This is a genomic window from Sphingobium sp. KKT206, assembly GCF_055640555.1.
In genome coordinates this window covers 478,998-494,646 of the sequence record NZ_CM145765.1, presented here as the reverse complement: position 1 = coordinate 494,646, position 15,649 = coordinate 478,998, and the positions used below count along the sequence as shown (strand labels likewise).

Here is a 15,649-nt window from a genome sequence, read left to right as displayed (position 1 = left end):
CGTGTTAACAGGTGATCTCTGCCCTCGACCCGAATCAGCCGTTTGGCGACCAAATTTCTCATCGCAACAGCAGACCGTCCGCAATTCTATTTGTAAGCTCGCAAACTGCTGCAAAGCCGGACTGGCAGCTGCTCCGATTCATGCTGCAACGAAGCTGCTTTCTGGCTGACATTGAACCAGCGGCATCTCACTACAATCTCGCAATCAAAGATATTTCAGCCACCAGATATCCTTGCGGCGCTGCTTGAGCCGGGCGAACCATCTCGTTGGAAAATAGAGAACCGGGATCAATATAAACACCCAGATCCATACCCACCTCAGATTATCGACACCGAACACGGCGCCCTTCGTCGGGCCGTAAAGCAGCATCGCGATATTGTAGAGCAGCTTGAGCGTGTAGAGATGGAGGATGTAGTAGAACATCGGCGCGCCGCCCAGCATGGCGAGCGTCGGCATCATCTTGCTATCCTCGAACTTCTCGCACAGCGCCAGCAACAGGCATCCGGTGCCCACGGTCAGCATCAGGAAGAGCAGCGATGGCGGATATTTGGTGAGCGCGAGGAAGCTCATGACGGTTCGCAACGACGTGTCCGCGATGAACCAGGGCTTGTCGCCATAGAAATTGAGCGTGCGGATGAGCAGGAAGCCGACAAGCAGGCCCAGGCCAAGCATAGCCAGCCGCTTGATCCTTGGCTTGGGATCGGTGCCCCGCGCGAACCACGGACCGCAGGCATAGCCTAACAGGATGATGCCGATCCAGGGCAGCGCCGGATACGTCGTCTTGAACAGGATCCCGGCGATCTCGAATTTGTCGCGCTGATGGAGCATCGCCCATGGAATGAAGAAGGGAGAATCCGGGCTCAAGCGAATCGGATCGAGCAGATTGTGAAGGCAGACGATCGCCAAACCCAGAGCGAACTGCGCAGGGCGCGGCAGATGGAGCAGCGCCGCCAGCGCGATCATGCTGATGCCGATCGTATAGATCACCTGGAACCAGATGGTGGGGGGCGGGAATGTGTTGGCCTGTGTTGGCCAAGCGTAGCAGACAATCGTGAATTCCAGGAAGATCAGAAAAAGCCCGCGCTTCAGCAGGAACTCAGACACCTGAGCCCGACTATGCGACTGGCCGTAGAGCCATGCCGAAAGGCCGGTCAGCGCGACGAAAGTCGGCGCGCAGAAGGTGGAGAGCAGGCGCGTGAAGAAGAGTCCCGGATCGGTTATATTCGCGTCAACGGGATCTGTGACCTGCAAATGCAGGAACCATGTTTCGCGGACATGATCGACCAGCATGAACAGCATCACCAAACCACGCAGCGCGTCGATGGCGATCAAACGCGTGCGCGCCTTTGCAGCGGCGACAGGCGATGTCATGCCGGGGTTTAGGGCTGTAAGGGGCGCCTGGCCCGCAATGCTGTTCATCTGATTATCCCTCGCCTGGCTCTTCACTCACCCTTGGGCAGGAAGAGATCCTTGTAGAAGCCGACCGTCTTGACGGTGACGGTGATCGGCGTTTCGCCCTTGTTGCGGAAATACCAGCCATGGGTGCCATCGAAGGGCGCAGTGAAGTCGCCCTGACCGCCGGTAAGTTCGAGTTCCTTCCAATAGTCGGTGAAGGAGCCGTCGGTGACGCCGGTTTTTTCGCCGTGCATTTCGGCCTTCACCGGACCACCTGTCGACTTCCACTGGAAGATGAAGCTGTCACCCTTGACCATGTGCGCCTTCACCTCTTGCCCGCTATGAGGTGCCAGAGTGATGGTCATCTCGTCCTGTCGCCATGCGGCCGACTTGGCGATGGTCGCCTTGGTCGGAATCGCGATGTCGGTTGGGCCGGCAGCTTCCGGCGCGGGCGCGGGGGCTGTTTCGGCCGCTTCGCCGGTGACCATGCCGTTGAGGCCAAGCGCCGTGCCGACGCCGGTGGGGTCGATGCCATATTCGGCCGGCAGCACGAACAAGGTGAGAATAGCAACGGCCGCGATGGCCGCGCCGCCGGTCGCCTTGGCAAGCGTGGAAGGCGAGGGCTTGATCGAGGTCGGAAGTGCGGAAGCAGTTTGCATGGTCATGTCAGGCACCCTGGGTAAAATAGCCGGCCAACTGGAAGCCGATGAGGACGAAGCCGGCGGTCATGAGCGCGGCGTTGGCGACGGTGGCCGTTCGGTTGAAACTGGACGACATGCGCCACAGGTTCATCAGCAGGAGGATCACGGTCAGCGCCATGAACTGGCCCATCTCAACGCCCACGTTGAAGCTGATGAGGTTGGGGATCAGCCCGTCCTTGGCCAGCGTCAGTTCCTGGATCTTGGTGGCCAGGCCAAAGCCATGGAAGAAACCAAAGATCAGCACCGCCGCCTTGGGATTGGGCGATACGCCGAACCAGGTCTTGAACCCGTCCAGATTATCGATCGCCTTGTAGACGACCGACAGGCCGATGATCGCGTCGATGATGTAAGGGTTGGCGCGAATGTCGAAGATCACGCCCAACAGCAGCGTGGTGCTGTGGCCGATCGCGAACAGCGTCACATAGGCGCCGACGTCCTTCAACCGATAGAGGAAGAAGATGACCCCGGCCAGGAACAGCAGATGGTCGTAGCCGGTGACCATGTGCTTGGCCCCCAGATACATATAGGGGATGATGTTGACGCCTGACGCACCTTCGATGAAGGCCTTGTCATTCTCGTTGACGCCATGCGCCCAGAGCGTCGCGCTCATGAACGCCATGGCCAAGCCCAAAAGCAGCAGCACGATCCGCCGCAATATCTGGGGTTGGAGCGGAAACCGGATCGCGCTGTGCATGTCGGCGCCTTTACTTGGTCTGGAACGTCGCGAAGATTTTCGCGCCGCTCTTGTCGATCAGGGCCACAACGAGTTTCGCGCCCTTGGCCGCCTTGAAGCCGGCAGCAGTCAGCTTGTTGCCCCCGGCAGGCTTGAGCGCCGCTTCGGTCTTGGCGCTCCCTGCCGTCTGGGTGAGCTTGGCGGTGTAACCGGCGGCAGGCACCGGCTCATCTTCTTCGCTCAGATAGACGTCGACACCCTTGGGGCCGGTCACCAGTTCGATCAGGGTTTCACCCGACATATGTACGAGGCCGCCATGTTGCGGCTTCATGCTGCCATGCGCGAAGGCGGAAGCGGGCAGCGCGGCAAGTGCCAGGGCAGCAAGCCCCGTGCGGAAAAGATCGATCTTCATAATGCATGTCTCCAATGGATTGGCCGAAAGGCTTATTCGGGCAGGTGAGGGAGGACGAAGGACAGCGAGGCGCGATATTCCTCATGATCGACCTTCTTGTCGGTCGCCTGGCCAACATAGATCGCCATCAGCACGTTGATGCCCTGGTTGCGCAGCTTGATCGTGGCGGTGCCATCAGCGCCGGTCTTGGCCGGGGCGACTTCGTCGGGATCGTTGACATAATCCTGCATCACGGTGGCACCGGCGACAGGCTTGCCCTTGTAATAGACGCGCACCTTCATCGGCTCGCCCATTTTCTAGGGAATGGCAAGGTCGGCGGGCACGACCTGAAGCGTGTGGCCCTCGAACAGCGGCACCGGCTTGGTCGGCACTTGCGTCAGATGGACCGCATATTTGAAATTATGCTCGGCAAGCGTCGCGTTGGGGACTTCGTCGCGGCCCTTGTTATGCCACTCTCCGTCCGGGGTCTTGCTCCAATAGCCATAATCCATGGTGGCCGCGACGGCCGCGACCGGTTCGTCGCTGTCGACGACCGGGATTGCACCGGCGGCGCGAAGAGAGGTGGTGACGGGTGCCCAATCGCTGTCATAGCCGGTGACCGTCTTGACCAATGGCAAGCGCTTGACGGCGTCCAGATCGTCGGCGCCAACGCCATAGACCAGCGCCAGTTGGCGCGCCCGCTGCGCGAACCAGATGCCGTGCGCACCGACCGGCGCGGTTGCCGCCAGCAACGTGCTTACACCCAGTGCGACGGATAATGTTCGAACCAGTCTCATACGAGTCTCCAACCTATTCAATTTTCCAATTCTTCAGCCATCATGCGGCACAAGGCCAAGTGATCACTGAAATGCGTTAGGTCATATTGGTAATGATGCGCGACTTTTAGGGCGTTTCCGCACGATTTTTCAAATGCCTGGGAAGTAGAAAGCCCCGGATATTTCTTATTGATCTTCTCCCATAGTCTCGCATTTGTTCGGTCTGCATAGGCACGACATTGCCCCCTGACTGCGTCCCGGTGCAGGCCGTAATAATAGCGAAGGCTATGCTGCGGGCCTCGTCGCTCGCGCACATGGCCTTCACCAGCCGTTTTCCAGCATGCCGCAAAGACGCTCTGAGCATGCGTTGTCGATCCAACGACGGGAGCAGCTTTCTCCTGTATCCCGCCACAACCGCTGATCATGAGCGCAGCGATCAACAGTCCCGCGGCTTGCAATCCGGGGCCATTGCGCCGCTGGTCACGTTGCGTTTCCATCTCGCGTGCAGCCATTGTCTTGGCTCCCCAAATTCGTATCGACATTGAGAGGCGTAGGATGTGGTTTGAATGCCATTTCGCGGAATAATCCTCCGAATTCCTCGCATATTCCGTATCAAATCGAATGTTTTCGGCGTTCGCTCACAGGCTTTGTAAAAGACATGGAATCGGGCGTTACAAGCGTCCGATTCCAGATCATTTTCACGGCTCAAGCGGCTGCGAACGGGCCTTTTTCCGAGAACTTCGCCACCTTGCCGCGAGCGCCGTTATTGCGGGAAGCACAAGCAATGTGAGCGCGGTCGAGGTGATAAGTCCGCCGATGACCACTGTCGCCAAGGGCCGCTGAACCTCCGCCCCCGTGCCGGTGGCGAGCGCCATCGGCACGAAGCCAAGACTGGCGACCAACGCCGTCATCAGGACCGGCCGGACACGCTCCATTGCCCCCCCGATAATGGCGTCATCCTCGCTTGCGCCATCTTCGCGATGCTTGCCGATGGCGCTCATCATGACCAGACCATTCAGCACCGCGACGCCGGACAGCGCGATGAAGCCGACCGCTGCCGTGATGGAGAAGGGGATGCCGCGCAGCAGAAGTGCGAACACCCCGCCCGCCAGCGCCATCGGCACCGCGCTGAACACGATCGCCGCCGGAATGAAGCCGCCCAGCGCCATATAAAGCAACGCATAGATGGCGAGGAAGCAGATCGGCACGACCAGCATCAACCGCAAACGCGCCGACTGCAGGCTTTCGAACGTCCCGCCCCATTCGGTATACATGCCTGACGGGAGTTGCATCTGGCCGATCGCCTTTTGGGCTTCCTCGACGAAGCCGCCAAGGTCGCGACCACGGACGTTGACCTGAACGACCACCATCCGTTTGCCATTTTCGCGGCTGATCTGGTTCAACCCCTGCGTATAGCTGAACCGGGCCACCTCCCTTAGCGGAATGGAGCCTGCCACCTGACCATCGGCCGCAGGCAGCATGACCGGGATCGATCCCAGCGTTTCGACATCGTCCCGCTGCGCATCGGGCAAGCGCACCACCACCGCGAAGCGGCGATCGCCCTCGAACAACAGCCCCGCTTCCCGGCCACCCAGCGCGGCAGAGACAGTGTTGGCCACTTCCTCCACCGAGAGGCCGTAACGTGCTGCAGCCTGCCGATCGATCTTGACATCGAACGTCGGCGCGCCGTCGGTCTGTTCGGCGCTGACATCGCCTGCGCCCGGAATCCCGCGCAGTACGCCAGCGATGCGACGAGCCTGCTCGCTCATCGCCTCCAGATCGTCACCATAAAGTTTGACCGCGACGTCGGCGCGCACGCCGGCGATCAGTTCGTTGAAACGCATCTGGATGGGTTGCTGGATCTCCGTCCGATTGCCGATGAGCGGCTTCATGCGCTCTTCGATACGTCGCAGGATATCTTCCTTCGACGTCACCTCGGCCGGCCATTCGCTTTCCGGCTTGGGAATGACATAGGTGTCCGACGAGTTTGGCGGCATCGGGTCGGTGCCAAGGTCGGCATTGCCGTTCTTGGAAAATACCAGTTCCACCTCGGGCAGCGTCTTGAGCGCATTCTCGATCTGAAGCTGCATTTGCGTCGATTGGTCGATCGAGGCGGATGGCACCCGGAAGTTGGTGACCGTGATGTCCTTCTCGTCGAGCTGGGGCATGAACTCCTCTCCCAGCAGGCCGAACGCCAGAACGGCAGCGAAGAAGATGCCCGCACCGGCCGCGACGAACGGCACCGGCCGCGCCACTGCCTTGTCGAGGAGCGGCGCATATTTCTCCTTAAACCAGCGGATCGGCTTGACTTCGGTTTCACTGACCTTACCGCTGACGACGATCGCGATCATCGCCGGCACGAAGGTGATCGACAGGACGAACGCCGATGCAAGCGCCAGCATCAAGGTTGTCGCCATGGGCGCGAAGGTCTTGCCCTCCACCCCCTGGAAGGTCAGCAACGGCACGAAGACGAGAAAGATGATGAGCTGGCCAAAGACGGTAGGCCGGACCATTTCCTTGGCCGCATCGATCGTTTCGCTCATCCGCTCGTCCAGCGTCAGCAGACGACCTTCATGTTCCTGTCGCTCGGCCAGACGACGCAGCGCATTTTCCACGATGATGACCGCGCCATCGACGATAAGTCCGAAGTCGAGCGCGCCCAGGCTCATCAGATTACCCGATACGCCAAGGGCGTTCATGCCGGATGCCGTCATCAACATGGTGATCGGGATCACTGCAGCCGTGATCAGCGCCGCGCGGATATTGCCGAGCAGCAGAAACAGTATGACGATGACCAGAAGCGCGCCTTCGATCAGATTCTTTTCGACGGTGGCAATGGTGGCGTTGACCAGCTTGGACCGGTTGTAGACCGCCTCGGCAAAAACATCTGGCGGCAGCGATTTGTTGATATCGACCAATTTGTCGGCGACGCGGGTAGCCACGACCCGGCTGTTTTCGCCGACCAGCATCAAGATGGTGGAAATGACCGCTTCGGAACCCATGCGACTGCCCGACCCGGTGCGCACGGCGCCGCCGATCACGACGTCGCCTACATCGCGCACCCGCACCGGAACACCTGCCCGGGTGGCCACGACCGCGTCCTGAATATCCTCGATCGACTTCAGCCGCGCGTCGGCGCGGACGAGGAAACTTTCCCCGGCGCGGCGCACATAGTTGGAGCCAGCCGACACATTCGCCCGCTCCAAGGCGTCTGCCAGTTCGGTAATCGACAGACCATAGGTGGCAAGCGCGTTCAGCTTGGGCTCGACCAGATATTGTTTCACATAACCGCCGTTGGAATCGACGCCGGCAACGCCCAGAACATTGCGCATTTGCGGGCGAATGATCCAATCCTGCACCGTGCGCAGATAGGCGGCCTTGGCCAGTTCGGTCGTCAGCCGCTCGCCCTCGGGCGTCAGATAGCTGCCGTCCGACTGCCAGCCTGGTTTTCCATCTATGGCCTTTACGCCTTTGCCGTCGGGATGGCGGAAGGCGACCGAGTAGAAAAAGATCTCGCCAAGGCCGGTGCTGAGCGGCGCGAGGTTGGGTTGGACGCCGTCGGGCAGGCTGTCCTTGGCCTGGGCCAGGCGCTCTGTGACCTGCTGACGGGCAAAATAGACGTCGGTGCTGTCGGTGAATACAGCCGTGACTTGGCTGAAGCCGTTCCGCGAGAAGGACCGCGTCATTTCAAGGCCGGGAATGCCGGCCAATGCCGTTTCGACGGGGAAAGTGACCTGTTTCTCGACGTCGACCGGCCCCAGCGAGGGCACGAATGTACTGATCTGCACCTGTCGATTGGTGACGTCTGGCACGGCATCGATCGGCAGCTTAGTGATCTGCCATCCGCCAAAGGCCACGACCAGTAGCGTGAGAAACGCCACCAGCCATCGCATCCTGACGGACAGGCTGAGAATGCGCCCGATCATTCTGCCGTTTCCTTCTCAAGTTCGGCTTTGAGGAGGAAGGCATTGGTTGTGGCGATCGGCGTCCCCGCCTTGAGGCCCGCGGCGATCGACACCATGCCGCCGCTGCGACTGCCGATCTGGACCGGCTGCGCCTTGAACCCGGATCGGGTGCGGACGAAGACGACATCATGGTCGCCGATCGTCTGCACCGCGTCCTGCGGCACGGTGACCCCGCCGCCAGCGACGCCGACGTCGCCCGTGGCGAAGATGCGCGCCTGCACCAGTTGACCCGGCGCGACCATGCTTGCGCCACTGCCGGGCGTGATGATGATGGTGGCTTGCCGCGTCTGGGCGTCGACGACCCCGGTGGCCGACCGGACCCGGCCTTCAAGCGTGCGGCCATCATTGGTCGCCAATTCAACCCGATCGCCGGCCTTCACCCGGCCAGCATCGCTGGGCGGGACGCTTGCTTCGATCTGGATGCGCCGCGGATCGGCGACCCTGAACAATTCCGTCTCTGCCTGCACATAGGCCCCAAGGCTTGCAGGGGCCGATGTGATCGTGCCGGACACGGCGCTGACCACGGCGACGGATCGCCCGTCGCCGGTAACGCGCGCCGCACGCGCTGCGGCCTCTGCCTGGCGCGCCTCGGCTTGGGCAACGGCAAGATTGGCCTGGGCGGTTTCGAAGTCCGCACGCGGTGAAACGCCCTGGTTGAGCAGGGTTCGTTCGCGGGCGAGTTGACGGGACGCCAGCGTCACCCGGGCGGAGGCGGTTCCCCTGTCCGCCGCGATGGTCGATGCGTCCCGGCTTTCGACCAGGGCAATCGTCTCCCCCGCCTGGACGCTATCGCCGATCCGCTTGAAGATGCGGGTGATGGTGCCGGGCGCCCTTGCGGTCAGCACGGCTTCCGCATCGGGGGTCGCCTCTACCCTCGCGCTGGACATTATGATGCCTGACAGCGCCGTACCCGCTGCGGGCGCGATAGTGATGGCCGACATCCTGATCCCTGCCGCATCGATATCGACGGTATCGGCTGAAGCCTCAGGCGCTGCCGCCTGGGTCTGCACGACCGGCGCGTCGGGCGCGGTCATGCGCGCCAGCCCGAAGCCTGCAAGAGCGGCAAGGATAAGACCGACCGCGGCGCCGGCATAAAGTCTGTTGTCAGGCGTCATTGGATCGGATCTCCGGAAATGGTGCTGCCCGTCAGACGGGCAAGGCGCGCGCGCGCTTCGAAAGCGGCTAGGCGCGCGTCGAGGACGCCGCCGCGCGTGATCGCAAGACCATGGCGCGCGGCGAGCAGTTCGATGATCGACGACTTGCCGGCTTCATAGGCGATGCGGGCCAGTCGATAGGTCTCGTCGGCGGTCGCCTGCGCGCCCAGCGCGGCGGTCACGCGCGCCATGGCGGCATGGAATTGGGCAGCCGACGCCTGCGCTTCCGCCCGCGCATCATTCTGCGCCATGGCAAGCCGCGCCTGCGCGGCGTCGGCTTCCGCGCGGGAGGCCGCTATGTTGCCGCGATTGCGATCGAAGATCGGGAGCGGCAAGGACAGGCTGCCCAGCAGCGCCGTGGCATTATCATATTCGAGGCGACGAACGCCGATACTGGCGGTGACGTCCGGCACGGCCCGCCGCTGCTCGGCTTTCAGCCGTCGATTGGCGGCTTCGCGCTCCGCCTGCGCGGCCAGATAATAAGGGCTGGCAAGAGGATCGACCGGTCCGACGGCAGGTGTCTTTGCCCCCAAGTCCAGCACGGATTGGGCCAGGCTCGCAAAAGGGGTTTGCGACCCCGTCAGGGCGGACAGGCGGGCAAAGGCCGCGATGCGATTGGCGTTCGCAAGGTGCAGCGCGGCCTTGGCTTCGTTGAGTGAGGTTTCTGCCTGGAGCGCCCGAAGCCTGGCTTCCTTGCCGGCATCGACGAGCGCCCTTGCGGCGCCCAGATCGGCCTCGCCCTCTTCGACCTCGTCCTGGGCCAGTGCGTTTCGGCTGTCTGCGGCTTCGGCCGCCGCGTAGGCCAGGGCCAGATCATAGGCATAGGCAGCGCGGGCGTCCTGATCGCGCGCCTTCGACGCGGTCACACCCGCCTCGCCAGCCTCGATCCGGGCGCCACGTTTGCCCCCCAGTTCCAGCGTGTGATTATATTGCAGCGTCGTTTCGGCCCGATCAAAGCCACGATAGGGCGAGGACCCTGTGACATTCTCGGTCATCAAACTGACGCTGGGATTGGGCCGCGCCCGCGCTTGCTCCGACAAGCCTTCGGCGCGCCGGATTTCAGCTTCGCTGAGCGCAAGGCGCGGCGCGTCAGCGCTCTGCCGCAATAGCGTTGCATAGGGCGGCGCGACTTGCGCGCACGCCGTCCCGGCAGCCGCCAGAAGGCACGTCGCCACGACCACGCCGGATACCGCGCAATGCGGCAGCCGGCCTCTAAAGGCTTTCATCAAATATTCCCCTGAACGAATGCGTAAAAACGGGCGCGACGAAACGCGCTCGCAATTAGATTCGTGGGGGGCGAAGCAAGGATTGCGGCCTGACCGACCCGATGTCATCGACCGGGACCACGCCCCAGGACATCGCAGACGAAATCATGGCCTGCGCGACGACAGGCGCCGCAGGCACGGCAACGGTTTGAGCCACCACATGGGCGGCGACATGGACAAGGTCGGAGAAATCGTCCTGATCCGAAGAGGCGTGGTCATCCACGTCGTCATGGTCATGATGGTCGATACCGACGCTCACCGTCTGCGCTGAGGCATGAACATGCGGCAAGGCATCGTGCCAGGTCGACAATATGATCATGCCAAGCAGCGCCAGCACGCCCAGAAGCGCAAAGCTGCGCCTTGGGTTGTGGGGCGTTGCATAAGCACGCTGCCGGATTGGCGCGACCGTCATGCGGCAAGGAGTATAGGCAGCGCAGGCAGTTCACAAGATGCTGCGGCGGTCAGACGATATTTTCCCTTCATTGGCGGGGCCAATGCTGGTGCAGGTCGTCGATAATGAATATATGGTGGCGATCATCGCCATGCGCCTCTCGGACATGGGGATGATCGCGTTCAAGCTCGGGGTGATCGTGCGCCACAATGTCCGGATCGCCGGCAGGCCACAGGAAAACGGCTAATCCCGTTCCGACACTGGCGATCACCGCCATCATGAGAAAAGCGACACCCTGGCCCACATTGGCGCCAAGCTGCCCGACCAATGGATAGCATAAAAGCCAGCAGCAATGGCTCAGGGTAAATTGCGCGGCGAACAATGCAGGGCGGTCGCTGGCCGTTGCCGATCGCTTGAGCAATCGACCCGATGGGGTGATGCTCATCGCATAGGCGATCCCAAGCAGGAACCATCCGCCCAGGATGACCCACCAGAAGCCCGGCGCAGCGCCGTACCGGAAAGTCGCGACGGCCAGCAATGCGAGCAGCGACGCCATCGCCGTCCCTGCGCTCAGCATGATGGTGCGATCCGCGATCCGATCGAGCAGTCGGGGTAATGTCAGTGCTGCCAGAATAGACCCTGCGCCATAGGCGGCGAGGGTCAGCGCCACATCGCTCTGGGCAAGGCCCAGCCTGTCACGCACGATGACGATCGTGTTGACGATCACCATGGAACTGGCCGCCGCCGATGCCAGCGTGAGGGCAAGCAACCCGCGCAAACGCGGGGTCTTGAGATAGATGCGTGTGCCGCACGTGGTCCTGGCGTAGATATCGCGCTGTCCTGGCCCGGCGCTTGCCACCCTGGGCAGGACGGTCGTGGCGACAAGCATCGCCGATCCAAGGAAGCCGATCGCCGTTCCCGAGAACAGCCAGTGGAAATTGATGACCGAAAGCAGCGCAGCGGCAAGGATCGGGCTGGTCAGGCTTTCCATGTCGTAGGCGAGCCGCGATAGGGAGAGCGCGCGGGTATAGTCGCGTTCCTCGGGCAGGACATCGGGAATGGTCGCCTGGAAGGTCGGGGTGAAAGCCGCCGATGCCGATTGCAGGACGAATATCAGAATATAGATCTGCCACGTCTGATCGACGAATGGCAAGCAGAGGGCAACCGCGGCGCGCACGATATCCATCGCCACCAGAAAGGCGCGGCGCGGCAGGCGATCGGCAAAAGCGCCGACAATGGGCGCTACGCCGATATAGGCGATCATCTTGATCGCGAGCGCCGTCCCCAACACCGCCCCGGCATTGCCGCCGGCTATGTCATAGGCCAGCAGACCGAGCGCCACGGTCGCAAGGCCCGTGCCCACCAATGCGATGACCTGCGCACAGAAAAGATGGCGATAGGTGCGATTGGCGAGCACGGAAAGCAAGGGCGACTCCAGCGAATCCATATCCTCCAGGGGGGATATACAGATCGTTGCAATATCCTCCCCAGGGGGATAGGTAAAGGCTGTGACACTGAGGAATTTTCACGAGTGACCATCGAGCATCGGCATGACAGCCATCCCGCGATCGTAAAGCGGCTGAACCGTGCGGGTGGCCATCTGCGCAGCATCGTCGAGATGATCGAAAGCCAACGCCCCTGCGCAGACATCGCCCAGCAACTCCAGGCGGTCGAAAAGGCTATCGTCAGCGCCAAGAAGGCACTGATCCACGATCATCTCGACCATTGCCTCAGCCACACCCAGGCGACGGAAGGCATGGGTTCGGCCGTCGAAGAATTCCGCACGATCTCGAAATATCTATAGGCGCTGCCGACCTCAGCTGGCCCCGACCGCTATCGCCTGCGCATAGCGCCGGTCGGCCGCCTGCCAGTCGAGATTGCGGAACCAGGCGTCGATATATTTGGCGGCCTGCGTGCCATAATCCATGTGGAAACTATGCTCGTACATGTCGAGGGCGAGGATCGGGATGCCGGCGGCCGCACCATGCATATGGTCCCAGGCCCAATGATTGTGCAGCGAACGGGTATGGAGATTATAGGCGAGGATCACCCAGCCCGATCCGCCGGCCAGCGACAGGCCCGTGCGCCGGAAATCCTTCTCCCATGTCTCGAACGATCCCCAGGCTTTGGCGAGCGCCGCGCGAATGGAGCCAGCGGCCTCGCCATTACCGCCGAGTCCATCGAAATATATCTCATGGAGAATGACCGATCCGGTCCGGTGCAATTCCTCGCGCTTGAGGCCGCCATAGAGGACCGGCGGCATGTCCACATCGGCCAGCGCGGCGGCGAGCCGGGTTTCGACCATGTTGAGGGTTTTTACCGACCCGATATAATTATTCTCCCAATGCGACCGGATGAGGCGCTCCGACAGCCCGTCCAGCTTCGCCGGATCGAAGCGCAGCGGCTTGGGCTGGTGCGTGCCGGCAAAGGCTGGCGGCAAGGCGGCGGGCGGCGCGGCGACTTGTCCGCTTGCCGTATCGGTGGCGGCCATGGCCAGAGCGCCTGCTCCCAGGGTTTGAAAGGCGGTACGACGAGAGACATCAACCATTTTTACAGATCCTGTCAGACGGTAAGGGTGTAGATCGCGCCCAGCGTCGCGCAGCCGGCGAGAACCGTCAATACGCCCAGCTTGAACCTGAAGATGGCGACGGCGGCGGCGGCCGCCAGCACGACCGCTGCTATATTGATGGAAACGGGAATGGGAACGTCGAAGCTGCCGGTCGGCGAACGGACTGCCATCGTCTGGCCGAACAAGGTGTGGATCGCGAACCAGATGGCGAGGTTGAAGATGACGCCCACGACCGCTGCGGTGATGGCGGTCAGGGCCGCCGAGAGCGCCTTGTTGCCCCGCAGCCGCTCGATGAAGGGCGCGCCGGCGAAGATCCACAGGAAGCAGGGCACGAACGTCACCCAGGTCGTGAGGATCGCGCCCAGCGTCGCCGCCAGTAGGGGCGCCATCGTGCCCGCATCGCGAAAGGCGGCCAGAAATCCCACGAATTGCGTCACCATGATGAGCGGGCCAGGCGTCGTTTCCGCCATGCCCAGGCCATCGAGCATTTCGCCGGGGCGCAGCCAGCCGAACGTGCCGACCGCTTTCTGCGCCACATAAGCAAGAACGGCATAGGCGCCGCCAAAGGTCACGACCGCCATCTGGCTGAAGAAGGTGGCGATGTGGGTGAACACATTGTCCGGCCCCAGGATCAGGAACAGCCCGGCAACGGGCGCCAGCCAGAGGAATGACAGGATCGCGCATATCCGCAGCGACCACCCCAGATCGGGTCGCGCATGGTCGGGCAAGGCTTCACCCAGCGCGGTGTCCCGGTCATGGACGACCTCACCACCTGTTGAGCCATGACCGCCGCCGCCCTTGAACTGGGGCAGCCCGCTGCGCCCGCCGATATAGCCGCCGAGACCGGCCGCCAGTATGATCAGGGGAAAGGGTGCGTCGAGAAAGAAGATCGCGACAAAGGCTGCAACCGCGATGCCGCGCATGACATTATTCCTAAGCGCGCGTGATCCCACGCGCACGACCGCCTGGACCACCACGGCCAGCACAGCGGCCTTCAGCCCGAAGAATATGCCCTCGATCAGCGGCAACTGACCCAGCAGCACATAGAGGTAGCTCAAGGCCAATATGGCGAGAAAACCGGGCAGAACGAAGAGCGCGCCCGCGATCAGCCCACCGCGCGTCTTGTGCAGCAGCCAGCCGATATAGATGGCCAACTGCTGCGCCTCCGGGCCGGGCAGCAACATGCAATAGTTGAGCGCATGGAGAAACCGCTCCTCGCCGATCCAGCGTTTCTCCTCGACCAAAATGCGGTGCATCACCGCGATCTGGCCGGCCGGTCCGCCAAAACTCAATGCGGCGATGCGCGCCCAGATGCGGGTCGCCTCCCCAAGCGGGATGCCATGATCGCTCGCTTTCGGCCCAGATGGATCGGCGAGCATGGAGCCGGTTGCGGTCATCGGTCTGCCTTTCGGTTCGAAAAATAGGCGTGGAACTGGTTCAGCGCGTCGCTGGCCGTCGCGATGCGCTGCAGGTCGTCGTCGGTGGAGGCGCAGACGCCCGACAGCATCGCACCAAGGCCCGCCGTCTCGGGCCGCGCGAACTTGCCGTCGGCAATATCCAGGTCGTGAATAATCTCCGCTATGGCGATGAGCGCCGGATCATCGGTCAGGCCGCCGCGCGCGACCAGGGTTTCGAAGCTGCAATTCTCGCCCTCATGGGTGAATTCGGCATCCGCCATGTCGAAACGCAATTCGTCCTTTTGCGGCGCGTAGCTACGGCCATCGACGAAACGGAAGGTCGCATCCGGGTCTATGAAGCGGCGGATCAGCCAGGCGCAGGCGATACGATCGACATGGACGCCGCTGCGCGTCACCCATGTCCTGCCCCTCAGATCGCGCGGCAGGTCGGCGGCCGGTTCATCGCGACTGACATCGGGATGCTGATAGCGTTGCCTGTCGAGATCCGCCAACGCGGCTTGCGCTTGCTGCCGCCCGTGCGCGCCGAAAAAGTCGAGTTGGACGACATCCGCCATCCGCTTCTGGAGCTTGGCGATATCGGTGCCGCTGGCAGGGCCGGTGTCGATCAGCCGCCGCGCGGCCTGGGCTATGTCGTCATAGTCGGAGTCGCGTGCGGCGTCGAACATCGCGCGGATATCACCGTCGCTCTGGCCGCCCAGCATCCGGGCTTCGATGAGGGTCGCCTCGCCGCCGCCTTCGATGATCTCGGCCATCAGACCGCGAAACGCCGCTTCATGCTCGTCGCGGAGAGGCAGGACATGCACCGCATTTTTGAGCGGCACCGCACCGATCGCCTGCAGGCGACGCCAGATTTTCACGCGCAGATAGGGCGGCTTGACGGGAAGCTGGTGCAGCAGGGCCAGCCAGATGGAGGGTTCGCTTGTCGTCATGATAGAACATATATATCATCTG

Annotated in this window: 16 protein-coding genes; 1 reads left to right on the top strand and 15 read right to left on the bottom strand. The window is 62.3% G+C overall.

All coding sequences use genetic code 11. The annotated features are described in order from the left end of the window. Positions 1-204 precede the first annotated feature (204 nt). The 12 genes from ACZ2HM_RS20265 to ACZ2HM_RS20210 all read right to left on the bottom strand — a co-directional run bounded on the left by ACZ2HM_RS20265 (position 205) and on the right by ACZ2HM_RS20210 (position 12,158). On the bottom strand, positions 205-1,419 hold the full coding sequence (locus ACZ2HM_RS20265; protein WP_043150450.1) for an acetyltransferase domain-containing protein: 1,215 nt from the start codon (positions 1,417-1,419) through the stop codon (positions 205-207). 23 nt (positions 1,420-1,442) lie between these two features. Continuing rightward, complete coding sequence (locus ACZ2HM_RS20260) at positions 1,443-2,060, bottom strand: hypothetical protein (protein WP_043150366.1); 618 nt, start codon at positions 2,058-2,060, stop codon at positions 1,443-1,445. Between the two features lies 1 nt (position 2,061). After that, positions 2,062-2,790 carry a HupE/UreJ family protein gene (locus ACZ2HM_RS20255; protein ID WP_043150364.1) on the bottom strand — a complete coding sequence of 243 codons (729 nt, stop codon included), beginning with the start codon at positions 2,788-2,790 and terminating at the stop codon, positions 2,062-2,064. A gap of 10 nt (positions 2,791-2,800) precedes the next feature. Beyond that, positions 2,801-3,181 (bottom strand): hypothetical protein, encoded by a 381-nt coding sequence (locus tag ACZ2HM_RS20250; protein ID WP_043150362.1) that lies wholly within the window; start codon positions 3,179-3,181, stop codon positions 2,801-2,803. Between the two features lie 32 nt (positions 3,182-3,213). Continuing rightward, entirely contained in the window at positions 3,214-3,462 is a 249-nt protein-coding gene (locus ACZ2HM_RS20245; RefSeq protein ID WP_470427316.1) for a DUF4198 domain-containing protein, read from the bottom strand. 15 nt (positions 3,463-3,477) lie between these two features. Next, positions 3,478-3,957 (bottom strand): hypothetical protein, encoded by a 480-nt coding sequence (locus ACZ2HM_RS20240; RefSeq protein WP_239018957.1) that lies wholly within the window; start codon positions 3,955-3,957, stop codon positions 3,478-3,480. A 17-nt stretch (positions 3,958-3,974) separates the two neighbouring features. Beyond that, a complete protein-coding gene (locus ACZ2HM_RS20235; protein ID WP_130752820.1) occupies positions 3,975-4,448 on the bottom strand; it encodes a hypothetical protein in 474 nt (157 codons plus the stop codon). 186 nt (positions 4,449-4,634) lie between these two features. Further along, a complete protein-coding gene (locus tag ACZ2HM_RS20230; RefSeq protein ID WP_086486056.1) occupies positions 4,635-7,862 on the bottom strand; it encodes an efflux RND transporter permease subunit in 3,228 nt (1,075 codons plus the stop codon). Continuing rightward, positions 7,859-9,016, bottom strand: a complete 1,158-nt coding sequence (locus ACZ2HM_RS20225; protein WP_043150359.1) for an efflux RND transporter periplasmic adaptor subunit — start codon at positions 9,014-9,016, stop codon at positions 7,859-7,861. The genes ACZ2HM_RS20230 and ACZ2HM_RS20225 overlap by 4 nt, the downstream gene beginning before the upstream one ends. Next, the gene (locus ACZ2HM_RS20220) at positions 9,013-10,281 is read right to left on the bottom strand and encodes a TolC family protein (RefSeq protein ID WP_086486057.1); all 1,269 of its coding nucleotides are present in this window, start codon (positions 10,279-10,281) and stop codon (positions 9,013-9,015) included. Before ACZ2HM_RS20220 ends, ACZ2HM_RS20225 begins: the two co-directional genes overlap by 4 nt. Positions 10,282-10,336: 55 nt before the next feature. Beyond that, entirely contained in the window at positions 10,337-10,732 is a 396-nt protein-coding gene (locus ACZ2HM_RS20215; RefSeq protein ID WP_043150358.1) for a hypothetical protein, read from the bottom strand. 67 nt (positions 10,733-10,799) lie between these two features. Then, entirely contained in the window at positions 10,800-12,158 is a 1,359-nt protein-coding gene (locus tag ACZ2HM_RS20210) for an MFS transporter (protein WP_441347669.1), read from the bottom strand. 84 nt (positions 12,159-12,242) lie between these two features. Here ACZ2HM_RS20210 and ACZ2HM_RS20205 point away from each other — a divergent pair, with 84 nt between their 5' ends. Then, positions 12,243-12,515, top strand: a complete 273-nt coding sequence (locus ACZ2HM_RS20205) for a metal-sensing transcriptional repressor (protein ID WP_130752821.1) — start codon at positions 12,243-12,245, stop codon at positions 12,513-12,515. Between the two features lie 12 nt (positions 12,516-12,527). Here the strand turns inward: ACZ2HM_RS20205 and ACZ2HM_RS20200 are convergent, their stop codons facing one another. From ACZ2HM_RS20200 to ACZ2HM_RS20190, 3 genes are all read right to left on the bottom strand, one after another. Continuing rightward, the gene (locus ACZ2HM_RS20200; protein ID WP_043150357.1) at positions 12,528-13,202 is read right to left on the bottom strand and encodes a superoxide dismutase; all 675 of its coding nucleotides are present in this window, start codon (positions 13,200-13,202) and stop codon (positions 12,528-12,530) included. 71 nt (positions 13,203-13,273) lie between these two features. Continuing rightward, a complete protein-coding gene (gene chrA, locus ACZ2HM_RS20195) occupies positions 13,274-14,677 on the bottom strand; it encodes a chromate efflux transporter (RefSeq protein ID WP_174827277.1) in 1,404 nt (467 codons plus the stop codon). Beyond that, positions 14,674-15,627, bottom strand: coding sequence for a chromate resistance protein ChrB domain-containing protein (locus ACZ2HM_RS20190; protein WP_081764061.1), 954 nt, complete (start codon positions 15,625-15,627; stop codon positions 14,674-14,676). The genes chrA and ACZ2HM_RS20190 overlap by 4 nt, the downstream gene beginning before the upstream one ends. Positions 15,628-15,649: the final 22 nt, after the last annotated feature.